Raw genomic sequence first — 24996 nt, 5'->3', positions numbered from 1 at the left:
TGACTGACAATATGGCTGCATTGGCTGCGGGTTCTGCGCGGTTTGCAACAGCCGGCTCGGAAGGCCGAGTTATTGATCTCGAAGCCGTAGTAGCGGCCATGTTGGCAGCAGAGCAGCATGGCGGACTGCCAACGGCCTCAATATGGCTGCAGCAGTGGGCAAAGCAACAAGGGCTTGCATTTGCCCTGCGGCCGACAGCCGATCCAACCGACGCTCGTCCGCAGCTGAGCATATTGTTGGCGTATTTTGGGCTGAAGCGTGCCGTTGAAGTGCGCGATGCCACCATGAACGGCAAACCTGAACCGGTGGGCGCGCGCCACCTGCTGTTTGCGCTGGCCGAACAGTCGCCGGAAGAATGGCCACTGCTCAGCGGAGGTGGCCGCATCAGCGCCGAACTGCTCGCCGAACTGCGCGCCCTGGTGGTGGCGCGTACCGGTTATGCGCCACTGAAAAGTGAGGACATGGCAGCGTGGCAGGCGCTGTTGGCTGGGCCTACCACGCCACCGCCTTCCCCGGCCGAACGCACACCGCTGCTTTCCGACAGCCCGGCCACGGTGGATGAACTCGGCCGTAAGCCGCTGGCCGATGCGTTGGCGGCGCGGTTGGTGCGATTGCAGCGGGACGAAGCGGCAAGTGCACAGCCCAAGGCGGTGATGGTGCATCTGCACGGGCCGTGGGGATCGGGCAAATCCAGCCTGGTGCGCTTTTTAGAAGACACGCTGAAGGCGCAGGACCCGCCGTGGCTGGTGGTGGAGTTCAACGCCTGGCGCAATGCCAGGGTGAAGCCGCCGTGGTGGAACATGCTGACCGAGTTCAAGCGCGCGCTTGATCGGCGGTTGCCGTGGTGGCGGCGGCGCTGGCTTGATCTGCGCTGGGCCTGGGTGTCGCCATCGGTGGAGAATGTCTACATGGTGGCCGGCGGCCTGTTGGCACTGGCAGCGGCGGCCTTTGCCGGCAGTACCATCACCGGCGTCATCGAAAAGTGGCAGGGCACATTGGGCGGCATCATCACCGCCACCGGTGTGGCGATCAGCTTCCTGCGCGCGCCGATGCTGGGTGGCCGGCGCGCCGCCGAAAGCTTTGATGCGCTGCGCACCGACAGTTTCCGGCCGTTCATCACCCTGTTCGACATGCTGGTGACGGAATGCCCGTGCCCGGTGCTGATCGTGCTCGACGATTTGGATCGCTGCGATGCCGGCACCGTAACCGACCTGCTTGAAGGCATCCAGACCCTCTTTCGCGGCCAGCCCGTGGTGTTCCTGGCGGTGGCCGATCGGTACTGGATCACCGCCAGCTTTGCCCAGCGCTTCAGCCTGTTTGAAGACGGCGGCGACAAGGCGCGGCCGGTGGGCGATCTGTTTCTGGACAAGATGTTCCAGGTCTCTGTCACCATCCCGGCGCTGCCGGTGGCGGTGAAGCGCGCCTATCTTGGCCGGCTGCTGGGGGCCGCCGAAACCGATCTGCCGGAAGAGGCGCGTCTGCCTGAAACGGCGGTGCGCCACGAGGAGATCCAGGCCGCCATCGCCGCCGCACCGGAGGAGCAGCGGCCGGCCCTGCGTGCCCAGGCCGTGGCGCGCCTGTCCACCGCGGCGGCGGACAAGGTGGTGGAGCATCGCCTGCTGCGCTGGGTTTCCTATATCGAGCCCAATCCGCGCGGCATGAAGCGGCTGGTCAATGCCATCGGCATGACTCAGGCGCGCAGCCTGCTGGAAGGGCGCATGGTCGATTTCGATGCGATGGTGCTGTGGACCATCCTGGAACTGCGCTGGCCGCGCGCCGCCGCTGCGATCACGGCCGATCCCGGTTTGATCGATGCCGAAGGCCAGGGGCCCGAAACGCTGCAAGCAGCCTGGCGCGATCCGCAGTTCCAGAAAATCGCCGGCGAACTGGATGAAGTGCAGGTGCGTGCGCTGATCGGCACGGCCGATGAGGATGACGATGGCGAAGACGCCGGGTCGGCGGCCTAGATTCCCCGCTTCGGCGCGGCGAACACCCGGCGGATTTCGGGTTCAAAACTTTCCAGGCTGTCCACGTCATAGTCCGGATCAAACGCCGGTGCGTCCCAGCGGTCGACGATCTTTTCAGCCATGTCGAACCAGGGTTCGCCGCGATATTTCTCGCGGGCGTTCGGGTCCTTGCCCAGGTGCTCGTAATAATAGCGGCCCTGGAAATCCTGATGATGAACGATGGCGTGATAGATGTCGTCGGCCACATAGGGCTTCAGCATTTCACCGGCGATGGCGCCGTGGTTGGGGATGCTGAACAATTTGCCGATGTCGTGGCAAAGCGCGGCAACGACTTCCTCGTCGTTGGCACCGTCGCGGCGGGCCAGGGTGGCGGTCATCAGGCTATGGACCAATTGATTGGCGCCGAAGCCGACCTCGATGGCTTCGAGGCGCTTCAGGGAGTCGATGATCTGTTCGGCGGCGGCGGATTGCTGATGCTTCATGTGCTCGGACGCAATATGCATCCAGTCGTCCTTGGTGCCTTCCAGCATTGTGGTGAACATTGGTCGTCTCCCGACTCAGGCTGCGTTTGCAGCCCACACTGCGCGATATTGCTTCCTCAGCGTCACCTTGTCGATCTTGGCCGATCCCAGCTTGGGCAGCTGATCGGCGCTCATCCACAGCTTGGCCGGGATCTTGTAGGCGGCCATGCCTGATTTCAGGAAATCGATCAGCGCATCGGGATCGAGATGCTCGCCCGGCTTGGCATAGACAACGGCGCCAACAATCTCGCCCAGCCGTTCATCGGGCAGGCCAAACACGCTCACTTCGGCCACCGCCGGGTGCGCATAGATGGCGGATTCCACTTCCTGGCAGCTGATATTCTCGCCGCCGCGGATGATGATGTCCTTCTTGCGATCGACGATGAACAGATAACCTTCGTCATCCAGATAGCCGAGATCGCCGCTGCGGAACCAGCCATTGCCAACGAATGCCGCCGCGGTGGCGTCGGGCTTGTTCCAGTAACCCCGGCAATTGCACACCGAACGCAGGCAGACTTCACCCACCGCTCCGGTCGGCAGCGCCTCGCCCACCGGGCCATCACCATCGGCGATGCGGATTTCCATCAACGGTGGCGCGGCGCGGCCGGTGCTGGCCGGCTTGTTGCGGTAATTGTCGCGGATATTGCCGGCGCCGACGCCATTGGTTTCGGTCAGGCCATAGCCCTGCACCGGGTGCTTGCCTTCGAACTCCTTGGCCAGCCGCTCGACATGTTCGGGCGGACGCGGCGCGCCGCCGGACGCGATATCGACCAGCGATGACAGATCATATTTGTGGCGGTCCGGATGCTGCATGAGTTCGAGGCTCATGGTCGGCACGCCGACGAAATAGGTGCAGCGCTCCTTCTCGATCAGGCGAAGCGCTTCGCCGGCATCCCATTTGTGCATGATGATCATCTTGCGGCCGATGGCAAAGCTGACCAGCAGCACCGGCACCAGGCCGGTGATGTGGAACAGCGGCACATTGAGCAGCATCACCTGCTGATCCGCCGGTGCCGCGCCGGACTGGGCCGACAATTCCAGCAGCGCCAGACCGGTGACCAGATAGTTCATCGATGCCGAGACCTGCGCGCGGTGGGTGGACACCGCTCCCTTGGGCGCGCCGGTGGAGCCCGAAGTATACATGATCGTGCAATCATCTTCAGGCAGCAGTTCGGGAAGATACCACATGGTGTCGGGGCTGGCGGCCAGTTCATCCTCGGAGCGTGCAAAACCCAGCTGGCTGGCCACTTCGCCCGAAGTGCGCACAGTGATGACCTTGGCCGTGCACGATAGGGTGGCGAGGCGGCGGGCGCGTTCCTCGTCGGCGATCACCAGCCGGGCGCCGCTGTCCTCGATGCCATAGGCCATTTCCTCGGCCGTCCACCACGCGTTCATCGGGATGCACACCGCGCCCATATGGGCACAGGCGACATAGGCGATGATCCAATCCGGATAGTTGCGCATGGCGACGCCAACGCGGTCACCCTTGGCGATGCCTTGGCGGTGCTGCAGCATGGCGGCGAATTTCAGCGATCTGGCATAGACCTCGGCAAAGGTCAGGCGCTCCTCGCCGAACACCAGGAACTCCTTGGGGCCGTTCACGGTGAAGAACATCGCCATATATTCGCGCATGGTGGGCGGCGCAGCGGAGAATATCGGCAACGAGACGCCGTGGACGTTGGCCGTGCCCACGCCCAGCGCACCGCCGAGAGCCGTGATGCCGGCAACGACCTGATCGAGAGCGGCATCAAGCGCGGATTTGGTCACAGGTCAGTCTCCCAAGGCTGATGCGGCCGCTGGCTGCAGCTCATTACAGTCTCTTCATGTCATGCCGGGCGTTGCTTGCAAGTGCAAGCACCGGCAGCGGCATCAATAACCCAGCGTCCGCGCAATCCGGTCGCTGTGGAAGGCGGCATCTCCGAATGTCTCCTGGGCGGCGCGGGCGCGCTTCATGAAAAAGCCGATGTCGTACTCATCGGTCATGCCGATGCCGCCGTGCATCTGCACGCCTTCGTTGCTGGCCAGGATCGCGACTTCGCCGGCCTTGGCCTTGGCGAGGCTCACATACATCGGCGTACGGTCGCTGCATTCGTCCAGCGCCTGCAACGCCTTCAGCGTGGCCGAACGGGCCAGTTCCACTTCGCAGAACAGGTGCGCGGCGCGGTGCTGCAGGGCCTGGAAACTGCCGATCTTCTGCCCGAACTGCTCGCGCTGCTTGATATAATCCACGGTCATGGTGAAGCTGGTGCCCGACACGCCGAGCATTTCGGCGGCGAGGCAAGCGCGGCCGGCATCGAGCATCTTTTCGAGGATGGCAAAGCCTTCGCCCACGCCGCCCAGAACGTCGGCACCGTCGACCTGCACATCGGCCAGCGTGACGCGCGCGGCGCCCCGGCTGTCGACCATCGAACGGCGGTCAACGCTCACGCCATCGGACTTGGGATTGACCAGGAACAGCGTGATGCCGGCCGTGTCGCCCACATCGCCGCCGGTGCGCGCCGCCACGATCAGCGTATCAGCCGCAGCGCCATCTAGCACGAAGCCCTTCACGCCATTCAACTTGAAGCCGTTGCCCGACGGCGCGGCGGTGGTCGCCACATGATTGGGCTTGTGGCGGGCGGCTTCATCCGCGGCCAGCGCCAGCAGATGCGCGCCTTGTGCGATCAGCGGCAGATATTTGGCCTGCTGCTCGGCCGTGCCCTGTTTCAGCGCCGTGGCACCCAGCACGGCAGTGGAGAGCATCGGCGCGGCGCTGAGATTCTTGCCCATCGCCTCCAGGATGATGCCGGCCGCGACATGGCCCATGTCCGCCCCGCCATGCGCTTCCGGCACCAGCACGCCGGCAAAGCCCATCTCGGCCATCTTGGCCCACACATCGCGGGAGAAGCCGGCGGCGTCCTTGCTGTCGCGCAGGCTGCGGTGCTGCGACACGGGGGCTTCGTCCTTGAAGAAACCCTCCGCGCTGTCGCGGATCATCTGCTGATCGTCAGTGAGGATGAGCGGCATTGGTCAGGCTCCCGGCAGGTCGAGCACGCGCTTGGCGATGATGTTGAGCTGCACTTCAGACGTGCCGCCTTCGATGGAGTTGGCGCGGCTGCGCAACCAGGATCGGGCAAGATCGCCTTCGCCCTTTTCTTCGCCTTCCCACACCAGGCCGTCGCTGCCCCGAATCGACATCAACAGCTCCATGCGTTCCTTGTTCAGTTCGGTGCCGTAATATTTCAGCATCGAACTCAAGGCGCCGGTGCCCTGGCCGCTCTTGGTCTCGGCCAGCACCCGCTCCATCGTCAGGCCAAAGGCCAGCGCGTTGATCTCGTGACGGGCGATGTCTGTGCGCAGCGCGGTATCGGCGAGGATGGCGGCATCGAGGCCAATGAGGCGCTTGGCGATGTTGGACACGCTGTCACGCTGGCCTCCGCCGGTCGAGTCCGAGCCGCCGATCATGTCACGCTCGTGAGTGAGCAGATATTTGGCGATGTCCCAGCCCTTGCCGGGCACGCCCATCAGGTTTTCCTTGGGCACCTTCACATTGTCAAAAAACGTCTGGCAGAAGGGCGAGGAGCCGGAGATCAGCTTGATCGGGCTGGTCGACACGCCTTCGGAGGCCATGTCGAACAGCAGGAAGCTGATGCCCAGATGCTTGGGTGCAGCCGGATCGGTGCGGACAAGGCAGAAGATCCAGTCCGCCTTGTCGGCATAGCTAGTCCACACCTTTGATCCGTTGACCAGATAATGGTCCCCCTTGTCTTCGGCAGAAGTACGCAATGACGCAAGGTCAGACCCGGCGCCCGGTTCCGAATAGCCCTGGCACCAGCGGATCTCGCCGCGGGCGATCTTGGGCAGATGCTCCAGCTTCTGGGCTTCATTGCCATATTTCAGCAGCGCCGGCCCGAGCATCCAGATGCCGAAGCTGGACAAGGCCGAGCGTGCCTTGATGCGGCGCATTTCCTCGGAAAGCACCTTGGCTTCCTCGCGGGAAAGCCCGCCGCCGCCATAGGCGCTCGGCCATTCCGGCACCGTCCAGCCCTTGGCGCCCATGCGCTCAAGCCACAGCTTCTGCGCTTCGTTCTTGAATTTTACGCCGCGGCCGCCCCAGCACACATCGTCATCATCGCGGATCGGCTCACGCATTTCGGGCGGGCAGTTCGCCTCCAGCCAGGCGCGCGTTTCGGCGCGGAATGTTTCAAGGTCAGCCATCTTGCCTCTCCCACTGGAAATATCCTTGTCCGCCTTTATGGTGCGCCGCGCTGCGCCAGCAAAGCTGGCAGATGATGTAGAGGCACGATGCTCACCGAATTTTTCGCCGCCGCAGTGGATTTCACCACGTTGCCGGTGCGGCCCGAGGCCTTCACCATCCCGGCATTCTCGCTGGCCGGCTCCGAATGGGGACCATTTGCCCTGCGCTGGTACAGCCTGGCCTATATCATCGGCATCGCCGGCGCTTGGTTCCTGATGACACGGATGATCCGCCAGCCCGGCGCGCCGCTCAGCCAGAAACAGCTCGACGATTATATCACCTGGGCCACGCTGGGCGTCATCGGCGGCGGCCGGCTCGGCTATGTGCTGTTCTATAACCCTGAAAAATACATGGCCGATCCGATGGAAATCCTGCGGCTGTGGGATGGCGGCATGAGCTTCCACGGCGGCTGTTTCGGGGTGGTCGCCGCCTGCTTCCTGCACGGCTGGTTCTCCAAATACAGCGGCTTGCGGCTGCTCGATCTGGTTGCCACCGTCACGCCGCTGGGTCTCGGGCTGGGGCGCTTGGCCAATTTCGTCAACGGCGAGCTGTGGGGCCGCCCCACCGGCACGGACTGGGGCATCATCTTCCCCGATGCCGGCCCGGAACCGCGCCACCCCAGCCAGCTTTACGAAGCCGGGCTGGAAGGCGGCGTGCTGTTCGTCGTGCTGACCCTGCTGTTCTGGTTCACGCCGGCGCGGCTGCGGCCCGGCGTGCTGTCGGGCGTGTTCGGCATCGGCTATGGCCTGTCCCGCTATATCATCGAAAACTACCGTGAACCGGATCGGCAGCTGGGTATCCTCGATTCAGGCCTGACCATGGGCCAGACGCTGACCCTGCCGATCATCGCCATCGGACTGCTGCTGCTCGTGCTGGCGCTGATCCGCAAACCCGTCGCGGCGTGAGCCTCGCCGAAACCCTGCGCGCCCGCATCGCCGCCGAAGGGCCATTGCGCCTTGATGTGTGGATGGCGGCCTGCAACCCGGCCTATTATGGCGGCGAAGATCCACTGGGCCGCGATTTCACCACCGCGCCGGAAATCAGCCAGATGTTCGGCGAAATGATCGGCGGCTGGATCGGCGATCTGTGGCTGCGGGCCGAAAAACCACCGCTGCACATTGCCGAACTCGGCCCCGGCCATGGCAGCCTGATGGCTGATGCGCTGCGCCTGCTTGGTCGGCTGCCAGGCTTCATTGGCAGCGCAGGGCTGCACATGGTTGAAACCAGCCTGGTGCTGCGTTCCATCCAGCGGGCCCGGCTGGCGGGCTGGGCGGCGCAGTGGCACGACCGGGTGGATCAACTGCCCGACGATCGCCCGCTCATCATTGTCGCCAACGAATTTTTCGACGCCCTGCCGATCCGCCAGCGCCGGGCGGGCAAGGAACTGCATGTGGGCTTCGAAGACGTATTGTTCACGCCGAAATGGCTGCCCGCCGACGGCGCAGACGCCGAATGGAGCGAGGCAGCGCAGGCGATCATGGGGCATCTGTCGGGCCGCATCGCGGCCCAGGGCGGTGCCATGCTGATCATCGATTATGGCTATGGCGGTCAGGTAATCGAGAAGGTGCCGCTCGATACGTTGCAGGCCGTGCATCGCGGCGAAAAGGTCAGCCCCTTTTATGATCCCGGCGCGCATGATCTGACCGCGCATGTCGATTTCAGCGCGCTTGCCGCCATTGCCCACAACCGGGGCCTGGCCATTCATGGCCCGGTGGCGCAGGGCGCGCTGCTCGGTGAGCTCGGCATCGCGGCGCGAGCCGAGGCGCTGAAGATGGGCAAGCCACCGCACGAAGCCGGCAGCATCACCGCCGCACTGTTGCGGCTCACCGCGCCGCAGCAGATGGGCGCCATCTTCCAGGCCTTGGCCGTCACGGCGCCAGGCTGGCCAGTGCCGGCCGGATTTGGCATGGGGCCGTCATGAGCTATCCCTTGATCAGCTATCGCGATGCGACGCCGGCCGATGGTGCCGTGCTGGGCGGCATTGCGCGCGCCACCTTCATCGACACGTTCGGCACGCTCTACAGGCTGGAGGATATGGCGACCTTCCTCAAGCAGGGCAGCGACGAAGCCTATGCTGCCGAACTGGCCGATGCCGATATCAGCGTGCGCTTTGCGCTGACCGGCGGCATGCCGATCGGCTTCTGCAAGGTGAGCAGCCTGAAACTGCCGGCGCCCGATCCCGCGCCCGGCGCGATGGAATTGCGCCAGCTCTATATCTACAAGCCGTGGCAGGGCCTTGGCATCGCCGACGTGCTCACCGGGTGGGCCAAGGACACGGCCCGGGCTCGCGGCGCGCCGGAAATCTGGCTCAGCGTGTTCACCGAAAATCCGCGCGCCCGGCGCTTCTATGCCCGTCACGGCTTTGAAGAAGTGGCGCCCTATCATTTCATGGTCGGCGATCAGGCCGATGAGGATATCCTGTGCCGGGCGAGACTGTAGATTTCCTCACCATCCCTGCGCTGGCTGGTACCCGCCACGGGTTCCTCACCCGACGCGGCGGCGTCTCGTCGGGGCTGTTCGCCAGCCTTAATGTCGGGCTGGGCGGCAGTGACGACCGTGCTGATGTGTTGGAAAACCGTCGCCGCGCCGTCGAAGCGGTCGCGCCGGGCGCGGCGCTGGTGACGCTGCACCAAGTCCACAGCGCGACCGTGATTCCGGTTACGGCTGCCTACCCTGACGATGCCCGCCCGCACGCCGACGCGATGGTCACTGCCACGCCCGGCCTTGCGCTCGGCATCCTTACCGCCGATTGCGCGCCGATCCTGCTGGCCGACGTGGACGCGGGCGTGATCGGTGCGGCGCATTCGGGCTGGAAAGGCGCGCTCGCCGACATCGGCCCGGCCACAGTGGCAGCGATGGAAGCACTTGGCGCCCGCCGGGACCGCATCGTCGCCGCCGTCGGCCCGACGATTGCGCGCGCCAGTTACGAGGTCGATCTGGCCTTTCGCGACCGCTTCTGCGCGGTCGATCCTGAACACGACGCCTTTTTCGCGGCTGGCAAACCTGGACACTGCCAGTTCGATCTGGAAGGCTTCATCGCCTCCCGCCTCGCCGCTGCCGGCGTGCGTTCGGTTGTGGCGATGGGGGTGGACACCTATCCCGATGAAGCCCGCTGGTTCAGCTTTCGCCGCACCACGCATCGCAGCGAGCCGGATTATGGCCGCCAATTGTCGCTGATCGCGTTGGCGTAAACGAAAAGCCCGATTCCCTTTTCCCCGCCCAGCCCGTAACGTCTGCCGTGCATGGACATCTATCTGCCCATTGCCGAAATGTCGGTGAACGCACTGCTCATCATCCTGATGGGCGGGGCTGTCGGCTTTCTGTCGGGCATGTTCGGCGTTGGGGGCGGTTTCCTCACCACGCCGCTGCTCATCTTCTATGGCATCCCGCCGGCGGTGGCGGTGGCGTCGTCTGCCACACAGATCACCGGTTCCTCCGTCTCGGGCGCCTTGGCCTATTGGGAGCGCGGCCAGGTGGATCTGCGCATGGGCGCTGTGCTGGTGGCGGGCGGCCTGGTCGGCGCCGGGCTGGGGCAGATTGTTTTCTCGGTGCTGCAGGATCTCGGCCAGATCGATGTGGTGATCAGCCTGATTTATGTACTGTTCCTGTCGGTGATCGGCGGCCTCATGCTGCGCGATGCGCTGGCCGCCCTGAAGGCCGCGCGGGCCGGGCAGGCACCGCCGGCGCGCCGCAGTCGTCATCTGCCCTGGGTGGCGGCGCTGCCGTGGAAGATGCGCTTTCCCGGCTCGGGCCTCTACATCTCGCCGCTGGCGCCGCTGCTGCTTGGCGCTGCCGTTGGCATTCTCACTGTCATCATGGGCATCGGCGGTGGCTTCATAATGGTGCCGGCCATGGTCTATATTCTGGGCATGCGCGCCCAGGCGGTGGTGGGCACCTCGCTGTTCCAGATCATCTTCGTCACGGCGGCGACCACGATGCTGCACGCCACGGCTTCCAAAAGCGTCGATATCGTGCTCGCCCTGCTGCTGTTGCTTGGCGGTGTGACCGGCGCGCAACTGGGTGTGCGGGCGGCGCAGAAGCTCTCGCCGGATCGGCTGCGGCTGGGGCTGGCCATTGTCGTGCTGGCGGTGGCGGGCGTGCTGCTCATCGGCCTCACCCTCACACCGGCCGAACCGTTCGCGCTGTTCGAGGGCGCATGATGGCCCGCATCGCTCTTGCCCTCGGCCTGTGGCTGGCGCTGGCGGGGGCGGCACCGATCCGGCTGATCACCCAGCTCAGCCAGGCCCGAATCGAGATCAACACCACGTTTCGCGGATCGGAAATGCTGGTGTTCGGTGCCATCCAGTATCCGCAAGGCAGCGTGCCCGATTCGCCGCCCGATATCGCGGTGGTGGTGCGCGGGCCGTCGGCGCCGGTCACCGTCCGGCAAAAGGCGCGAATCGCCGGCATATGGGTGAACGCGACCGGCGTGCGCTTTGAATCGGTGCCAGGTTTCTATGCGGTGTCAGCCACCCGCCCCATCACGCAGATTGCCGATGAACGCACCACCGCCATTTACGAAATCGGCATCCGCAACCTCCAATTGTCCCCGGCCAGCGGCGCAGATGACGGGATCAGCCGCACATTCGAAACCGGCCTGATTGCGGCACGCCAGAAGGCAGGGCTGTTTACCGAGCGTTCCGATGGCGTGCAGATCACCCGCGGTGTTCTCTATGCCGCCCGCATCGCGCTGCCTGCGGCGGTGCCGGTGGGCGATTACACCGCCGAAATCCACTTGGTGCGAAAGGGCCGGGTGCTGGCCAGCACATCGGCGCCGTTCGTGATCGACAAATCGGGTTTTGAACGTTGGGTCTACGTGATGGCACAGGAAAACAGCCTGGCTTATGGGCTTGCCGCCGTAATGGCCGCGCTGGCGGCCGGAGCGTTGGCTGCGCTGGTCACGCGGCGTCGGTGGTAGCACCGTTTTCACCCGCCAATATTCGACTCGCGTCCAGCCCCTTTTTCGTTTACCTTGGCTGTCGGCGCATTATCGGACCGTTGCTTTGAATACCTCACCGCATCGCCCGACAGGCTCCAGTTTCAGACAGACAGCTACGGATTTGGAAATTAAATGAGCTTTGATCGACGGGGACGTGGTCCCGGGCGTGGTTCTGACAAGCGCGAACGCGGCTTTGACAGTTTTGAAGACTCCAGCCGCAGCTTCGGCGGCGGTGGCGATCGCTTCGGCGGCGGCGGCGGCTTCGGCGGCGGCGGCGGCTTCGGCGGCGGCGGCGGTGGTGTTCGCGGCGGCTTCGGCGGCGGCGGTGATCGCTTCGGTGGCGGCGGCGGTGGCGGCGGTGGCGGCGGCGGTGGCCGCTTCGGCGGTGGTGGCGGCGGCTTCGGCGGCGGCGCACCCAGGCGCGAAATGACCCCGGGCATCGTGATCGGCACCGGCCGCGGCACGGTGAAGTTCTTCAACGCGCAAAAGGGCTTTGGCTTCGTGGTGCGTGAAGACGGTGGTGAAGATGTGTTTGTGCACATCTCGGCGGTGGAAGCCGCTGGCCTGACCGGCCTGGCCGATGGCCAACCGCTGGAATTCACCCTCACCGAACGCAATGGCCGTGTTTCGGCGACCGAACTGAAGATCGAAGGCGAACCGCTGCCGGTTGAAGAACGTGCGCCGCGCGAACCGCGCGAACCGCGCGCCGGTGGCGCTGATTTCGAACGTCGCCCGTCGCGTGAACGCACCCCGATGACCACGGGTGAGCGCGTTGAAGGCACGGTGAAGTTCTTCAACGGCACCAAGGGCTTCGGTTTCATCCAGCGCGACGATGGCGCGCCCGATGCCTTCGTGCACATCTCGGCCGTGGAACGCGCCGGCTTCTCCAATCTGAATGAAGGCCAGCGCGTCTCGTTCGAACTGGAAGAAGATCGTCGCGGCAAAGAGGCTGCGGTGAACCTGAGCGCGATCTGATCGACTTCAGGCGATGAAAATGGGCGGTGGCCGGCATGGCCGCCGCCCTTTTCATGACTCTCTTTCCTGCACTGCGGCAAAACTGCCCGCTGCCAAGCTCTTGGCCGCATTGGGCTTGCTTTGTCTTGACAAGCCTGTCATGCGGCGCCGCAGCATGGGCTGCCGCCCGGACAACCTTGACAAGAAATGCGGAGTGAAGACGATGGTGGCCAACAACAGCGTGACGATCATCATGATCGTGATGAGCTATCTCATGGTTGCTGTGGTGGTTGCCGCCTTCTTCCTGCACGGCCCGCGCGCGCTGGACGAGCGCAAGAAGCGCCAGATCGACCAACTGGTGTCTGGTGCGGAACTGCTGGCCGATGCCATCAGCCGCAACGGCCACGATCCGGTGCACCTGGCCCGCCTGCAGGCCCAATATGACGCCCATGCCCGGGCGCTGACCCAGCTGGGCACCCCGGTGCCAGCGCTGCTCGCTGCCCCGGCGTTGCAGCAGGCTGCCTGAATTCAGCAGTGGACAGGCCGGCCGGGTGTGCGCCACCTTGCTGGCCATGACTGACGCCATTTTCGACTTTCCCGCCGCCATGGCTGCCAATGCGGCGGCCAGGCCGGATCATCCTGCCGTCATTTGCGGCAGGGACCGGCTGAACTGGGGCGCGTTTGTCGCCCGTGCTGAAAAACTCGCTGGCACTTTGGCTGATCACGGCGTGAAGCCCGGTGACAGCGTGGCCAGCATCGCGCTGTCCAGCGTGGATTATGCCGTGCTGTGGGCCGGCGTGCTGCGCCTGCGCGCCACAATCGCGCCGCTCGCCCCGAGTTCCACGCCCGATCAGATCGCCGCCATGGTCGCCGATTCGGGCGCGCAGTTCGTGTTTGTCGATGCGCCAAATCGTGCCGAATTCGGCACCGTGCTGGCGGGCAAGACACTGGTCGATCTCGATCGGCTGAACAGCTTCATCGATCCCACCGCGCAGCCACCGGCACTGGCCCCGCTCGATCCTGCGGCTGGCTTCAACATCATCTATTCCAGCGGCACCACCGGCACCCCCAAGGGCATCGTGCAAAGCTGCTCCATGCGTTCCCTGCACATCACCGGCGGCCGCCGCATCGGCTATGGGCCGGAGTGCGTCACGCTGTGCTCCACCCCACTTTATTCCAACACCACACTTGTTAGCTTCATCCCCACTCTGGCTTGGGGCGGCACCGTCGTGCTGATGCCCAAGTTCGACACCGCCCGCTGGCTCAAGGAGGCTGAAACCCACCGTGTCACCCACGCCATGCTGGTGCCGGTGCAATATCGCCGCCTGCTCGCTGACCCCGGCTTCGACGCGACCGATCTGTCCTCCATCCAGATGAAATTCTGCACCTCCGCGCCGTTCGCGGCAGAGTTGAAGGCCGAAGTGCTGCGCCGAATGCCTGGCGGTCTGATCGAATTCTTCGGCATGACCGAAGGCGGAGTGGGCTTCATGCTCGTCGCCCACGAACATCCCGACAAGTTGCACACCGTTGGCCAGCCCCAGCCCGGCCACGAAGTGCGCATCATCGATGAAGATGGCAACGACGTGCCACCGGGTACGCCAGGTGAGATCGTCGGCCGCTCGCCGGCCACCATGAACGGCTACAAGAACCGACCGGATCTGACTGCCAAGGCCTATTGGATCGACGCGCAAGGCAAGGAATGGCTGCGCACCGGGGACATCGGCCGGCTGGATGAAGATGGCTTCCTGACGCTCATGGATCGCGCCAAGGACATGATCATCTCGGGCGGTTTTAACATCTACCCCTCCGATATCGAGGCCGTCCTGCTCACTCTTCCTGACGTGGTGGAGGCCGCCGTGGTGGGCGTTGCGTCAGACGCCTGGGGCGAAACCCCCGTGGCTTTCGTCGTCGCGCCGGGAGCGGACCCTGAAGCCCTGCGTACCGCCGCCAATGCCAAGGTGGGCAAGACCCAGCGTCTCGCCGCCGTCGTGCTGGTGGATGGGTTGCCGCGCAGCCACATCGGCAAGGTGTTGAAACGCGAATTGCGCGACAGCTTCACCGGCACGGTTGCCTGACCGGCGGCAAAGGCGCAGCATCCTCGCTTCACCGCCCTGGGGGGGAGGATCATGAACCAACTCACACGCGCAACGCTGTTGGGCACCATCGCCCAGATCGCCATGGTAGTTGCCGGGCATTTCGTGCCGGCCGTCGCCAATCTGTTTGCCATCGGCGGCATGGGCATTTCGGCGCTGGCTGGCTGGGCGGCGCTGAAAGGCCAGCCGGCCAGCATCAGCGCCGCCGCCGGCCGTGGCGCCTTGGCCGGCGGCATCAGCGCCGCCATCGGCATTGCGGTTTCGGTGGCGCTGGGTGACGTGCCGACCAGCCTGCTCGCCCTCGGCACCGGCAGCAGTGCGGTGACGGGTCTGATCGGCGGCTTGATCGGCCGGCGGCGCGTTTAACGCAAAGCCGCCAGCGCTTGCGCCGCCGCTGCCACGGTGCGGCGCACGTCGTCTTCGTTGGTCTGCCAGTTGCACACGCTGATCCGCATGGTGCGCTCGCCATGCCACAGCACACCGCTCAGAAAGGCTTCGCCACTGGCGTTGATGGCGGCAATCACCGCGTCGCTGATATTGGCGCCGGCGGAATCGTGGAAACGGATCAGGCCCTGGTTCATCACCGGCCGGGCGATGCTGGTGGCGCCGTCCAGCGCCGCGATGCCGTCGTGGATGGCCATGGCATGGTCGCAGCAACGCTCGATCATGTCGGCCAGCCCATCGCGGCCCAGTTCCAGCAGGGCGGCCAGCGTCGGCAGCGCGCGCGCCCGCCGTGACCATTCCGGCGTGTAATCCATCGGATCGCGGGTGTCGCCGCCCTCGGTCAGGTAACTCGCGGTCATCCGCATCGATGCCTTCAGCGCGTCGCCGTGGCGGGTGATGGCCATGCCGGCGTCATAGGGCGTGTTCAGCCATTTGTGGCCATCGGTCGCCCAGCTGTCGCACAGGTCGATACCCGCCACCTGAGCGCGGAAGCGTGGTGCCGCATTGAGCCACAGGCCGAACGCGCCATCGACATGCACCCACGCGCCGGCCGCCTGCGCAATCGGCGCCAGCGTGGCGAATTCATCGCAGGCGCCCAGGTTCAAGTCACCGGCGTTCAGAACAACGATCGTTGGCGCGCCCTGCGTGGCGGCCACCGCCGCCTGCAATTCGGCCGCGCCCACCTTGCCCGGCCCGCCGCCGCCCAGCGGCACAATTGCCGCCGTGCCGATGCCGAGCAGCCGTAGTGCGCGGTCGACGCTGGAGTGACGGTGGGCGTTGGCCAGCACGCAGATCGGCGGCGCACCGAACAGGCCATCCACCTCCACATCCCAGCCGGCGCGGGCCAGCACATGGTGGCGGGCGGCGGCCAGCGCGGTGGCGTGGCTCATCTGGCAGCCGGTTGTGAAGCTGTAGGCACAATCCGCCGGCAGGTGCAGTGCATCGAGCAGCAGCCGCCCCGCAACTTCCTCAAGCACGGCGCCGGCCGGGCTGGTGGCGGCGAGCACGACATTCTGATCCCACAGCGTCGCCAGCACGTCGGTGGCATGCGCGGCCGGTAGGGCACCGCCCTTCACCCAGGCAAAGAAGCGCCCACCCAGATTGCCCATCAGGCCGGGTTCGGCAGCGCGTGCGATGAGGCGCACCACGTCCGCCGGGTCCATGCCGGTGGCGGGCAGGGCAGTGGGCATCGGCGCGAGGATGTCGGCGCGGCTGCCGGTCGGGGCAACGCTGCGGGTGGACTGGCTGTCGATGAAGCGACGGCCTTCGGCGATGGCGATATCAAGCGGGCTCATTCGCGCCTGATAGCCGAGCGCTGCTGCCGAGTCCTCCGGAAATCAGACACCGCAATCCCAGAAACCGGCTGGCGCGGCGGCTGCAATCCGTTTATTTCGCAGATGCAACATGAAAGGGAGGCCGCCCATGGCCAACAAGCTCTATCCCGATGCGAAGGCCGCGCTTGATGGTCTGCTGTTCGACGGCATGACGATCATGTCCGGCGGGTTCGGCCTGTGCGGCATCCCCGAAAAACTGATTGCCGCGCTGCGCGATGCCGGGGTGAAGGACCTCACCGTCATCTCCAACAATGCCGGCGTCGATGGCTTTGGCCTTGGACAGCTGCTGGAAACGCGGCAGATCGCGAAGATGATTTCGTCTTACGTGGGCGAGAACAAGGAGTTCGAACGGCAGTATCTGGCCGGCGAGCTGCAACTGGAATTCAACCCGCAGGGCACGCTGGCCGAACGCATCCGCGCTGGCGGCGCCGGCATTCCGGGCTTCTATACGAAAACCGGCGTTGGCACGCTGGTGGCCGAAGGCAAGGAGCACAAGGATTTTGCCACGGCTTCGGGAACCGAAACCTATATCCTTGAAACCGGCCTGGTCGCCGATGTGTCCATCGTGAAGGCATGGAAGGCCGATCCGTACGGCAACCTCATCTTCCGCAAGACGTCGCGCAACTTCAACCCGATGATGGCGACCGCCGGCAAGGTGACCGTGGTGGAAGTGGAGGAATTGGTGCCGGCCGGCACGTTCGATCCCGATCATATCCACACGCCCGGCGTGTTCGTGCAGCGATTGTTCGTTGGCCGGGATTATGAAAAGCGCATCGAGCAGCGCACCGTTCGCCAGAGGGAGCCCGCCTGATGTGGACGCGTGATCAACAGGCCGCCCGCGCCGCCAAGGAGCTGCAGGACGGGTTCTATGTGAACCTGGGCATCGGCATGCCCACTCTGGTGGCCAATTTCATCCCCGAAGGCGTGGACGTGACACTGCAAAGCGAGAACGGCATGCTGGGCATGGGGCCGTTTCCGTTTGCGGGCGAGGAAGATCCGGACCTGATCAACGCCGGCAAGCAGACCATCACCGAACTCGACCGCACCAGCTATTTCAGCAGCGCCGACAGTTTTGCCATGATCCGCGGCGGCCATATCGATCTGTCGATCCTGGGTGCCATGGAAGTGGCCGACAACGGCGACATTGCGAACTGGATGATCCCAGGCAAGATGGTGAAGGGCATGGGCGGCGCCATGGACCTGGTGGCCGGCGTCAAGAAGATCATCGTGCTGATGGAGCACAACGCCAAGGATGGCTCGGCCAAGTTCAAGACCGCCTGCACCCTGCCGCTGACCGGCAAGGGCGTGGTGGATATGGTGATTTCCGAACTCGCCGTGCTGGCCCGCCCGGCGAAGGGCGCGCCGTTCAAGCTGATCGAACTGGCGCCGGGTATCGATCTCGACATACTCAAGGTCCGCACCGAAGGCCATTTCGAAGCCTGATACGAAAATGGGGCCGGCAGCGTGTGCTGCCGGCCCCGCTCTTCCGGTCGGGGGAGTTCAGAAGCGGAAGTTCACGCCAGTCATCACCGCATGGCGGTGATAGTTGAGGCTAGCGCCGCCGCCGATGCCCGGCAGCGTGTCGTTGCCGTAATCGCTGTAGTTATACTCGATGCGGGCCGAGACATTCTTGCCCAGCATCTGTTCGTTAACCGGCGCCCACGGTGTAACCGTCGCGGTTTTCCGCACCGCCGGCCGGGTTTGTGATCGAGAAGCGGGCGTTGGAGTAACCGCCACGCGCATAAAGCAGGCCTTCCGGCGTTACCAGCCAGCCGGCACGCGCTGTCACGCTGATGGTGCGGCCCGATTCGAGATCGAAGGTGGGAAAGCGGTTGGTGCCGGTGTGGCCGGTGCGCGAGGTTTCGACGCCGATGACACCGCCACCGAGGTTGAGATCGTAACCGAGCTGGCCACCATAAGCGAAGCCGTCACCCTTGGCGCGGACGGTGGAGGGCGGCACGGCGCTGAGATCAAGCGACTGGCGATCCTGCTGCCAGCCGATCTGGCCACCGATGAAGGGCCCGTTGAAGTTCTTGGCTTCCTGCGCAACGGCCGGACCAGCGATGGCAGCGGCAGCGAGCAAAGCAAAAGCGAAACGTGACATTGGTGTATTCCTTGTTTTGCGCCGGCGATGGGGATGGCCGGCTGAACAAGGGGTTAGGCCCTGCTGGCTGGCCATGGCCTGAACCAAGCTGGGCAATTTGGTGGAGGTGTAGTGCTCTTGCCATACACTGGCCTTGTTTCGTTCAGCCGGGCTTCAGCCAGGGGATGGAGCAGCACAAGGCACTTGACGCCAATCAGTAGAAATTTTATGTAATACATAAAGATTGTAATTGGAGACGCAAAGTGACTGACGAAAAGCAACGACTGCAAACGCTGCAAGGTGATTTCAGCAGCATGGCCCGCCTGCTCACTGTTCTGTTCGCCTTTGCCGCCCTTTCCTTGTTTGCGGAGGCCTATGTGCCGCTGAAGCAGCTGGGTGCCATGCTGGTCGCGGGGGATCGCACCGGCATCCGGGCCATTGGCGAACGACTGATCGCACTGCTGCCGGCAATCATGCTGCTTGGCGCCGTGTGGCAGGGGCGCTTGCTGTTCACCCATCTCGAAGGCGGCGCGCTGCTGGCACCGGAGACAGGCCGGCATGTCCGACGCAGCGGTGAATGGATGGTCGCAGCGGCGGTATCGGCCCTGATCATCGGCGAAATCCAGCATGGAACGGCCGTGGGTTCGGCCCTGCTGGTCGGCGTGGCCGCTGTCGGCTTTGCCCTGCGCAGCCTGGCCGGCGTGCTGGATCAAGCCGCCGTCATCCAGGCTGATCTCGATCAGATCGTCTGATCAATGGCGATCATTGTCACCCTGGATGTCATGCTGGCCCGGCGCAAGATGAAGGCGCGCGATGTGGCCGCCGCAATCGGCATGGCCGAAACCAATCTGTCATTGCTGAAATCCGGCAAGGTGAAGGGCGTGCGCTTCGACACGCTGGCCAAGCTCTGCCGCGTGCTCGATTGCCAGCCGGGTGATCTGCTGGAATTCGATTCCAACGGCCCGGATGAGACCGATTAACCCTTCTTCAGGTGGCGGCGGCCCAACAGCTCGGCGATCTGCACCGCGTTGAGCGCCGCACCCTTACGCAGATTATCGGACACGCACCACAGCGCCAGGCCGTGCTCCACGGTCGGATCCTTGCGGACGCGGGAAACGAAGGTGGCATAATCGCCAACGCATTCGATGGGGGTGACGTAGCCACCATCCTCGCGCTTGTCGACGAGCATGATGCCCGGCGCTTCGCGCAGCAGGCTCTGCGCCTTGGCGACGGAAAGCGGCATTTCGAATTCGACGTTGATGGCTTCGCTATGGCCGACGAACACCGGCACGCGCACGCAGGTCGCCGTCACCTCGATATCGGGATCGAGGATCTTGCGGGTCTCCACCGTCATCTTCCATTCTTCCTTGGTGTACCCGTCCATGCCGCTGTCCGGGCCCAGGAAGCTGGCGATGTGGGGGATCACGTTGAAGGCAATGCGCTTGGTGAACTTCTCGTTCACCGGCTCGTCACCCACGAAGATGGCGCGGCTCTGCGTGAACAGCTCGTCCATGCCGTCCTTGCCGGCGCCGGAAACGGATTGGTAAGTGCTCACCACAATGCGCTTGATGATGGCAGCATCGTGCAGCGGCTTCAGCGCCACCACCATTTGAGCCGTGGAGCAGTTGGGATTGGCGATGATCATGCGCTTTTTATAGCCGTCGATGGCTTCCGGATTCACTTCCGGCACGATCAGCGGCACATCATGATCCACGCGATACAGGCTGCTGTTGTCGATCACCACGCAGCCCTGCGAAGCGGCCTTGGGGGCATAGATTTTGGCCGGGCCGGAGCCAGCGGCAAACAGCGCGATATCCCAGCCGGTGAAATCGAAATGCTCAAGGTTCTGCACCTTGATCTCGCGGCCGGTCTCGCCAAACTCGACCTTGTCGCCCACCGAACGCGAGGAGGCGACGGCAGCGATATCGTCCAGCGGGAACTGCCGTTCCGCCAGGATGTTCAGCATTTCGCGCCCGACACTGCCGGTGGCGCCCACAACAACGACCTTGTAACCCATGGGTGTGCTCCTTGGGCTACGGCTGTTACCGGATTTGGACGCAGAGTCCAGTTTTCAGCGCGCCCTGTCGCGGGACAAAATGGCAGTCACCGCCAGATCGGCGGTGACATTGCCCAGCGTGCGGAACACGTCGGGCACCAGTTCCACCGCCAGCAGCACCGGCAGCACGGCGATCGGCACGCCCATGGCATTGGCAATCGGCACGCAGGCGGCGAGGAAGGTGATGGAACCGGGCAGGCCGCCTGTGGAGACAGCTGCCACCAGAGCGGCCAGCAGCGCGCCGAGATAGGCCAGCGCCGTGTGGTCCATGCCGTAAAGATGCCCGCAATAAAGGACGACGGCGACATTGGCGCACGGGGAGGTGATGCGGAAGATGCTCACCGCCAGGGGCAGCACGACCCGGCTGGTGGTTTCGGGCAGGCCGAGCCGTTCGGCGCCGTCGAAGATGGCCGGTAGGCTGGCGATGCTGGACTGGGTGGAGACCGCGACGGCCTGTGCCGGCAACACGGCGCGGGCAAAGGCCAGCGGGCCAACCCGGCCGAAGAGGACGGCGAGCGGATAGACCAGAATGATAAGGCCAACCTGCACCAGCACCAGCACGGCGATATAATGGCCAAGCAGGCCGAAGGCGCCGAGCCCGGCCTTGATGCCGACGCTGACCGCCAGTGCAAACACGCCCAGCGGCGCAATCACGAAGATCCAGCCGACCAGCACCAGCATGGCGTCCTTCACCGCATCGAACAGGCTGACGAGATTGCGGCGGCGATCATCGTCAAGCCGGGTCGCGGCCAACGCGAACACCGCGATGAAGGTGACGACGGGCAACATATCGCCTTTGGCCAACGCCTCGAAGATATTGGCCGGCACCATCGACAGCAGCCATTTGCCAAGATCGACCTTGATGTCACCCACCGGCGCCGCCCCTGCACTGTTGGCCACGATCGCCGCGGCCGCCGCTGGCGGGGCTGGCCACCAATCCAGCAGCAAGGGCACGAAGATCATCGACCACAGGGCGGAAAAGATCAGCAGCGCCAGGAACGCCAGCAGCGCCCGCCCGGCCACCTTGCCGCCGCCGGCCTGGCCCACCGATTGCGCGATGCCGGTGAACAACAGGCCCGCGATCAGCGGAATGATCGTCATCTGCAACGCCTGCAGCCACAGGTTGCCTATGGCATCCGTCACCGGCAGCAGCGGTTTGCCGATGTCAGCGGGCAGCAATGCCCCCACCACCAGCCCGGCCAGCAGCGCCAGGAAGATACGCAGCGTCAGGTTCATTTGCCTGCCTTCGGCCCCGTCAACGTGCCCATGGTGACATACAGCTTGGCCAGATCATCGACGCCCATGGTGGGCACCGGTTTCACCCGGCTCGGTTCGACAAACAGCAGCCCGCCGCCAACTGGCACCGGCGCCGTAGGGATCAGGATGAGCTGGCGTGGTCCTTGGCCAAAATCATGGACATGGGGGCTGGTGAGCAGCGCCAGCGCCTCAACATGGTCGCCAAAGCTGACGGACACGACCGACATGCCGCTCATCTCGCCGCCCGGTGATGAGCCCATCATGCGCACGAATTGCGCCAGTGGGCGATACAGCGGGCCCAGCACCGGGATGCGGGCGATCAAGCCATCCAGCCCGCCTTCCAGCCGTTGGCGAAAGCGCGTCTGCACGGCAATCCCGATCAGCCACACCAGCACCGCCGCCATGCCCAGCCCGGCCCAGAAGGCGGCCAGCGGCGACGGCGTGAAGAACATGCCGGCCGCACCCAGCGCCTGGCCCAGCGGCGTGTTGGGGCCGAGAGCGGCGATCAGGTAGCCCGAAAGCCAGTTGAGCAGGATCAGCGTCAGCAACACCGGCGCCAGGAACAGCAGCCCGGTGGCGAAAGGGCTGAGAAACTTGCGGATCAAAGGCCAGCCAGGATCGCGTCGCCCATGGCCGTTGTGGTCATGGTGCCGCCCAGATCGGGGGTGCGTGCGCCCTTGTCGAGCGCGGCTTCCACCGCTGCCTCCACCTTGTCGGCCAATTCCGGTGCGCCCAGGCTGTAGCGCAGCGCCATGGCCAGGCTGAGAACCGATGCGCATGGATTGGCCACACCGCGTCCGGCGATATCGGGTGCAGAACCGTGGATCGGTTCATACAGGCCCGGCTTGCCAGGGTCGCCAATCGCAGCCGACGGCAGCATGCCGAGCGAGCCAGTGAGCATCGCGGCTTCGTCCGACAATATGTCGCCGAACAGATTATCGGTAAGGATCAAATCGAACTGCCGCGGATTCTTCACTAGCTGCATTGCCATGTTGTCTGCCAGCATGTGGGAGAGTTTGATGTCGGGATATTCTGCATCGCGCAGCGCCTGCACATCCTCGCGCCACATCAGGCCAGCTTCCATCACATTGCCTTTTTCCGCCGAAACGACCTCGCCCTTGCGGGTGCGGGCCAGCGCGAACGCGATGCGGGCAACGCGGTGGATTTCGCTGGTAGTGTAAACGTGGGTGTTGACGCCGCGGCGCTGGCCATCGGCCAGGGTTTCGACGCCGCGCGGCTCACCGAAATAGACGCCGCCGGTCAGTTCCCGGACGAACAGGATATCGAGGCCATCGACATAGACGCGCTTCAGCGACGAGGCATCGGCCAGCGCCGAAAAACAGCGCGCCGGCCGCAGATTGGCATAGACATTCATGCCGGCCCGCAAGCCCAGCAGTCCCGCTTCAGGCCGCTTGTCATACGGCTGGCCGGCCCATTGCGGGCCACCCACGGCACCCATCAGCACGGCATCTGCGGCCTTGGCGCGGGTCAGCGTGTCATCAGTCAGGGGGACGCCGTGGGCATCGATGCTGGCACCGCCGAACGACGCTTCCTCCACGGCCAGGGCAAGCCCGCCCGTGATCAGTCGCCCGGCCACGCGGCGGGCAACAGCGGTAACTTCGGGGCCAATGCCATCCCCGGGCAGCAGCAGCAGTGTCTTGGTCATTCCCCGCCCTTAACGGCAATGATTGCCGCTGCCAACCGCGTCGAATGGCGGAGCAGGACGGTGCCGGATCAGCTTACGCGGTGGGCGGCGCCGGCGATCCACGGCCGCTCGGCAACAAGCCGGGCTTCGTGAGCGGTGATGACATTGCCCATGCCGAGGGTCAGCCCGATCTCGTCCTGCCCGCTGATCAGACACTGCTTGCGGAACGGGTCCATCGCGAATTCGAACCGGTCCTGGAACGGCGTCGTCACCACCTGATTTTCCAGATCGACGGTGATCGGCTGGCCTTCCTGTGCCACGGCCAGCAGCCGGTCCACGGCGTCCGGCGGCAAGGTAACGAGCAGCAGGCCGTTCTTGAAGGCATTGCCGGCAAAGATGTCGGCAAAGCCCGACGAGATGACGACGCGGATGCCCAGATCGCCCAGCGCCCACGGCGCATGTTCGCGGCTGGAGCCGCAGCCGAAATTATGCCCAGCGATCAGGATCGGTGCGCCAGCATGCGCGTCGAATACATTGTCCGGGTTTTCGCGCAGCGCGGCAAAGGCGCCCTTGCCCAGACCGGCGCGGCTGATTGTTTTCAGGAAGCGGGCCGGAATGATGACATCGGTATCGATGTTGGCGGCGCCGAACGGGATGGCCTTGCCGGAAAGTGTGGTGAAGGGCTGCATGGAGTGGCCTCATGTCAGGAAGACGCGGGCGACCCCATGGCACAGCCCGGCGGTGGAATCCACCGCCGGGCTGCTTCAAATGAGGTTCGCTCAGGCCGCGACTGTTTTGCGGCTGCCGCGGCGGCGAAGGGCCGTGCCCACCACGCCAAGGCCGCCCAGCAGCATCGCCCAGCTTGCCGGTTCCGGAACAGCGCCGGAGTTCAGGCTGTATTCGACAACATAGCCGCCGCTGGGGAAGGTCGAGAAGATATCGTTCCAGTTGCCGGCGTTGGCCTTGAAATGGAGATAATCCTCGGTGCCAACATTGTTCGGCTCCCCGGCGTTCCAATTGGAGAAGCCAACCGAGCCAGTGCCGAAAATGAAGAAGGTTTGCCCGGCTTCCGGGCCGGCAGCCCACTTCCAGGTGCCTTCAACATCTTCATCGGTGCCGGCGGCCCACACGAAGGTCGCGCTGCCGGTCAGCGTCTTGAGGAAATCATCCTCGGCCTGCGAGGTGATGGTGACGAGGTGACCGGTGTAGCCGGCGATTGGCGTGGCAGCCGCAGCCGCGGCCAGTGCGCCCTGCCAAGACAGATTGGTGGCGACGAATTCATACAGGTGCCCGTTGCCGGCAAACTGGGTTACGGCGGCTGCCGGAGCCGCTGTCAGGCCGAACGCGGCCGTTGCCAACATGATCGAAACAGTGCGCACTTGGTTTATCCCCCTTAAAATCAAGCGCTTCATGCCATCATATAGTAAAAGTTAAGTTAATCATACGAACAGCTGTGCCAGCGCCGC

28 protein-coding genes are annotated in these 24996 nt (G+C 64.6%); 15 read left to right on the top strand and 13 right to left on the bottom strand.

The window, feature by feature from the left end; all coding sequences use genetic code 11:
• The first annotated feature begins 233 nt into the window (after positions 1-233).
• Complete coding sequence (locus G566_RS0104415; protein WP_169522755.1) at positions 234-1967, top strand: KAP family P-loop NTPase fold protein; 1734 nt, start codon at positions 234-236, stop codon at positions 1965-1967.
• Here G566_RS0104415 and G566_RS0104410 read toward each other — a convergent pair.
• The 4 genes from G566_RS0104410 to G566_RS0104395 all read right to left on the bottom strand — a co-directional run bounded on the left by G566_RS0104410 (position 1964) and on the right by G566_RS0104395 (position 6685).
• The gene (locus G566_RS0104410) at positions 1964-2509 is read right to left on the bottom strand and encodes an HD domain-containing protein (protein WP_022679464.1); all 546 of its coding nucleotides are present in this window, start codon (positions 2507-2509) and stop codon (positions 1964-1966) included. The two genes, G566_RS0104415 and G566_RS0104410, sit on opposite strands and share 4 nt — an antisense overlap.
• Before the next feature lie 15 nt (positions 2510-2524).
• On the bottom strand, positions 2525-4255 hold the full coding sequence (locus G566_RS0104405; protein WP_022679463.1) for a class I adenylate-forming enzyme family protein: 1731 nt from the start codon (positions 4253-4255) through the stop codon (positions 2525-2527).
• 102 nt (positions 4256-4357) lie between these two features.
• Positions 4358-5494 carry an acyl-CoA dehydrogenase family protein gene (locus tag G566_RS0104400; protein ID WP_022679462.1) on the bottom strand — a complete coding sequence of 379 codons (1137 nt, stop codon included), beginning with the start codon at positions 5492-5494 and terminating at the stop codon, positions 4358-4360.
• A 3-nt stretch (positions 5495-5497) separates the two neighbouring features.
• Positions 5498-6685, bottom strand: coding sequence for an acyl-CoA dehydrogenase family protein (locus tag G566_RS0104395; protein ID WP_022679461.1), 1188 nt, complete (start codon positions 6683-6685; stop codon positions 5498-5500).
• Between the two features lie 87 nt (positions 6686-6772).
• Between G566_RS0104395 and lgt the strand changes: the two genes are divergently transcribed.
• The 10 genes from lgt (at position 6773) to G566_RS0104345 (ending at position 15077) form a co-directional block, all read left to right on the top strand.
• A complete protein-coding gene (gene lgt, locus G566_RS0104390) occupies positions 6773-7630 on the top strand; it encodes a prolipoprotein diacylglyceryl transferase (RefSeq protein ID WP_022679460.1) in 858 nt (285 codons plus the stop codon).
• Positions 7627-8646, top strand: a complete 1020-nt coding sequence (locus tag G566_RS0104385) for a class I SAM-dependent methyltransferase (RefSeq protein WP_022679459.1) — start codon at positions 7627-7629, stop codon at positions 8644-8646. The genes lgt and G566_RS0104385 overlap by 4 nt, the downstream gene beginning before the upstream one ends.
• Positions 8643-9164 (top strand): GNAT family N-acetyltransferase, encoded by a 522-nt coding sequence (locus G566_RS0104380; RefSeq protein ID WP_022679458.1) that lies wholly within the window; start codon positions 8643-8645, stop codon positions 9162-9164. Before G566_RS0104385 ends, G566_RS0104380 begins: the two co-directional genes overlap by 4 nt.
• The gene (pgeF, locus tag G566_RS0104375; protein ID WP_022679457.1) at positions 9146-9916 is read left to right on the top strand and encodes a peptidoglycan editing factor PgeF; all 771 of its coding nucleotides are present in this window, start codon (positions 9146-9148) and stop codon (positions 9914-9916) included. The genes G566_RS0104380 and pgeF overlap by 19 nt, the downstream gene beginning before the upstream one ends.
• Before the next feature lie 51 nt (positions 9917-9967).
• Positions 9968-10885, top strand: coding sequence for a sulfite exporter TauE/SafE family protein (locus G566_RS0104370; RefSeq protein WP_022679456.1), 918 nt, complete (start codon positions 9968-9970; stop codon positions 10883-10885).
• Positions 10882-11643: a TIGR02186 family protein gene (locus G566_RS0104365; protein ID WP_022679455.1), complete on the top strand. Its 762-nt coding sequence runs from the start codon at positions 10882-10884 to the stop codon at positions 11641-11643. Before G566_RS0104370 ends, G566_RS0104365 begins: the two co-directional genes overlap by 4 nt.
• 153 nt (positions 11644-11796) lie before the next feature.
• A complete protein-coding gene (locus G566_RS15855) occupies positions 11797-12639 on the top strand; it encodes a cold-shock protein (protein ID WP_029131251.1) in 843 nt (280 codons plus the stop codon).
• Positions 12640-12832: 193 nt separating this feature from the next.
• Positions 12833-13144: a hypothetical protein gene (locus G566_RS0104355; protein WP_156874421.1), complete on the top strand. Its 312-nt coding sequence runs from the start codon at positions 12833-12835 to the stop codon at positions 13142-13144.
• A 46-nt stretch (positions 13145-13190) separates the two neighbouring features.
• A complete protein-coding gene (locus G566_RS0104350) occupies positions 13191-14693 on the top strand; it encodes a class I adenylate-forming enzyme family protein (protein ID WP_040605418.1) in 1503 nt (500 codons plus the stop codon).
• 51 nt (positions 14694-14744) lie between these two features.
• Positions 14745-15077: a hypothetical protein gene (locus G566_RS0104345; RefSeq protein ID WP_022679452.1), complete on the top strand. Its 333-nt coding sequence runs from the start codon at positions 14745-14747 to the stop codon at positions 15075-15077.
• On the opposite strand, the gene G566_RS0104340 is transcribed toward G566_RS0104345, so the two are convergent.
• Positions 15074-16450, bottom strand: coding sequence for a pyridoxal phosphate-dependent decarboxylase family protein (locus G566_RS0104340; protein WP_022679451.1), 1377 nt, complete (start codon positions 16448-16450; stop codon positions 15074-15076). The genes G566_RS0104345 and G566_RS0104340 overlap by 4 nt on opposite strands.
• Before the next feature lie 127 nt (positions 16451-16577).
• Between G566_RS0104340 and G566_RS0104335 the strand changes: the two genes are divergently transcribed.
• Both G566_RS0104335 and G566_RS0104330 read left to right on the top strand, forming a co-directional pair.
• Entirely contained in the window at positions 16578-17300 is a 723-nt protein-coding gene (locus tag G566_RS0104335) for a CoA transferase subunit A (RefSeq protein ID WP_022679450.1), read from the top strand.
• Positions 17297-17932: a 3-oxoacid CoA-transferase subunit B gene (locus tag G566_RS0104330; protein ID WP_029131249.1), complete on the top strand. Its 636-nt coding sequence runs from the start codon at positions 17297-17299 to the stop codon at positions 17930-17932. Before G566_RS0104335 ends, G566_RS0104330 begins: the two co-directional genes overlap by 4 nt.
• A 57-nt stretch (positions 17933-17989) precedes the next feature.
• Here G566_RS0104330 and G566_RS15315 read toward each other — a convergent pair whose 3' ends face one another.
• Both G566_RS15315 and G566_RS0104320 read right to left on the bottom strand, forming a co-directional pair.
• A complete protein-coding gene (locus G566_RS15315) occupies positions 17990-18130 on the bottom strand; it encodes an outer membrane protein (protein WP_156874420.1) in 141 nt (46 codons plus the stop codon).
• 7 nt (positions 18131-18137) lie between these two features.
• Entirely contained in the window at positions 18138-18593 is a 456-nt protein-coding gene (locus tag G566_RS0104320) for an outer membrane protein (RefSeq protein WP_029131248.1), read from the bottom strand.
• 242 nt (positions 18594-18835) lie between these two features.
• Between G566_RS0104320 and G566_RS0104315 the strand changes: the two genes are divergently transcribed.
• Positions 18836-19324 carry a hypothetical protein gene (locus G566_RS0104315; RefSeq protein WP_022679448.1) on the top strand — a complete coding sequence of 163 codons (489 nt, stop codon included), beginning with the start codon at positions 18836-18838 and terminating at the stop codon, positions 19322-19324.
• A gap of 3 nt (positions 19325-19327) precedes the next feature.
• The gene (locus tag G566_RS0104310; protein ID WP_022679447.1) at positions 19328-19552 is read left to right on the top strand and encodes a helix-turn-helix domain-containing protein; all 225 of its coding nucleotides are present in this window, start codon (positions 19328-19330) and stop codon (positions 19550-19552) included.
• Here G566_RS0104310 and G566_RS0104305 read toward each other — a convergent pair.
• From G566_RS0104305 to G566_RS15765, 6 genes are all read right to left on the bottom strand, one after another.
• Positions 19549-20589 (bottom strand): aspartate-semialdehyde dehydrogenase, encoded by a 1041-nt coding sequence (locus G566_RS0104305; protein ID WP_022679446.1) that lies wholly within the window; start codon positions 20587-20589, stop codon positions 19549-19551. The two genes, G566_RS0104310 and G566_RS0104305, sit on opposite strands and share 4 nt — an antisense overlap.
• A 54-nt stretch (positions 20590-20643) precedes the next feature.
• Positions 20644-21864 (bottom strand): dicarboxylate/amino acid:cation symporter, encoded by a 1221-nt coding sequence (locus G566_RS0104300; protein ID WP_022679445.1) that lies wholly within the window; start codon positions 21862-21864, stop codon positions 20644-20646.
• The gene (locus G566_RS0104295; protein WP_022679444.1) at positions 21861-22490 is read right to left on the bottom strand and encodes a DUF502 domain-containing protein; all 630 of its coding nucleotides are present in this window, start codon (positions 22488-22490) and stop codon (positions 21861-21863) included. Before G566_RS0104295 ends, G566_RS0104300 begins: the two co-directional genes overlap by 4 nt.
• A complete protein-coding gene (gene leuB, locus G566_RS0104290; RefSeq protein ID WP_022679443.1) occupies positions 22487-23551 on the bottom strand; it encodes a 3-isopropylmalate dehydrogenase in 1065 nt (354 codons plus the stop codon). The genes G566_RS0104295 and leuB overlap by 4 nt, the downstream gene beginning before the upstream one ends.
• A gap of 68 nt (positions 23552-23619) precedes the next feature.
• Positions 23620-24219, bottom strand: a complete 600-nt coding sequence (gene leuD, locus G566_RS0104285; RefSeq protein ID WP_022679442.1) for a 3-isopropylmalate dehydratase small subunit — start codon at positions 24217-24219, stop codon at positions 23620-23622.
• Between the two features lie 90 nt (positions 24220-24309).
• Positions 24310-24891, bottom strand: a complete 582-nt coding sequence (locus tag G566_RS15765) for a PEPxxWA-CTERM sorting domain-containing protein (RefSeq protein ID WP_029131247.1) — start codon at positions 24889-24891, stop codon at positions 24310-24312.
• Positions 24892-24996: the final 105 nt, after the last annotated feature.

It is taken from the genome of Sandarakinorhabdus limnophila DSM 17366 (genome assembly GCF_000420765.1).
Classification (GTDB): domain Bacteria; phylum Pseudomonadota; class Alphaproteobacteria; order Sphingomonadales; family Sphingomonadaceae; genus Sandarakinorhabdus; species Sandarakinorhabdus limnophila.
The sequence above is the reverse complement of the archived record's forward strand: the minus strand, read 5'-3'. Positions and strand labels throughout refer to the sequence as shown.

What these genes read in the sequence shown, in the direction of transcription:
- G566_RS0104410 (WP_022679464.1), bottom strand. Translation starts at nt 2,509, where the DNA reads ATGTTCACCACAATGCTGGAAGGCACCAAGGACGACTGGATGCATATT.
- G566_RS0104400 (WP_022679462.1), bottom strand. Translation starts at nt 5,494, where the DNA reads ATGCCGCTCATCCTCACTGACGATCAGCAGATGATCCGCGACAGCGCG.
- G566_RS0104395 (WP_022679461.1), bottom strand. Translation starts at nt 6,685, where the DNA reads ATGGCTGACCTTGAAACATTCCGCGCCGAAACGCGCGCCTGGCTGGAG.
- lgt (WP_022679460.1), top strand. Translation starts at nt 6,773, where the DNA reads ATGCTCACCGAATTTTTCGCCGCCGCAGTGGATTTCACCACGTTGCCG.
- G566_RS0104380 (WP_022679458.1), top strand. Translation starts at nt 8,643, where the DNA reads ATGAGCTATCCCTTGATCAGCTATCGCGATGCGACGCCGGCCGATGGT.
- G566_RS0104370 (WP_022679456.1), top strand. Translation starts at nt 9,968, where the DNA reads ATGGACATCTATCTGCCCATTGCCGAAATGTCGGTGAACGCACTGCTC.
- G566_RS0104365 (WP_022679455.1), top strand. Translation starts at nt 10,882, where the DNA reads ATGATGGCCCGCATCGCTCTTGCCCTCGGCCTGTGGCTGGCGCTGGCG.
- G566_RS15855 (WP_029131251.1), top strand. Translation starts at nt 11,797, where the DNA reads ATGAGCTTTGATCGACGGGGACGTGGTCCCGGGCGTGGTTCTGACAAG.
- G566_RS0104350 (WP_040605418.1), top strand. Translation starts at nt 13,191, where the DNA reads ATGACTGACGCCATTTTCGACTTTCCCGCCGCCATGGCTGCCAATGCG.
- G566_RS0104345 (WP_022679452.1), top strand. Translation starts at nt 14,745, where the DNA reads ATGAACCAACTCACACGCGCAACGCTGTTGGGCACCATCGCCCAGATC.
- G566_RS0104340 (WP_022679451.1), bottom strand. Translation starts at nt 16,450, where the DNA reads ATGAGCCCGCTTGATATCGCCATCGCCGAAGGCCGTCGCTTCATCGAC.
- G566_RS0104335 (WP_022679450.1), top strand. Translation starts at nt 16,578, where the DNA reads ATGGCCAACAAGCTCTATCCCGATGCGAAGGCCGCGCTTGATGGTCTG.
- G566_RS15315 (WP_156874420.1), bottom strand. Translation starts at nt 18,130, where the DNA reads ATGCTGGGCAAGAATGTCTCGGCCCGCATCGAGTATAACTACAGCGAT.
- G566_RS0104320 (WP_029131248.1), bottom strand. Translation starts at nt 18,593, where the DNA reads ATGTCACGTTTCGCTTTTGCTTTGCTCGCTGCCGCTGCCATCGCTGGT.
- G566_RS0104310 (WP_022679447.1), top strand. Translation starts at nt 19,328, where the DNA reads ATGGCGATCATTGTCACCCTGGATGTCATGCTGGCCCGGCGCAAGATG.
- G566_RS0104305 (WP_022679446.1), bottom strand. Translation starts at nt 20,589, where the DNA reads ATGGGTTACAAGGTCGTTGTTGTGGGCGCCACCGGCAGTGTCGGGCGC.
- G566_RS0104300 (WP_022679445.1), bottom strand. Translation starts at nt 21,864, where the DNA reads ATGAACCTGACGCTGCGTATCTTCCTGGCGCTGCTGGCCGGGCTGGTG.
- leuB (WP_022679443.1), bottom strand. Translation starts at nt 23,551, where the DNA reads ATGACCAAGACACTGCTGCTGCTGCCCGGGGATGGCATTGGCCCCGAA.
- leuD (WP_022679442.1), bottom strand. Translation starts at nt 24,219, where the DNA reads ATGCAGCCCTTCACCACACTTTCCGGCAAGGCCATCCCGTTCGGCGCC.
- G566_RS15765 (WP_029131247.1), bottom strand. Translation starts at nt 24,891, where the DNA reads ATGTTGGCAACGGCCGCGTTCGGCCTGACAGCGGCTCCGGCAGCCGCC.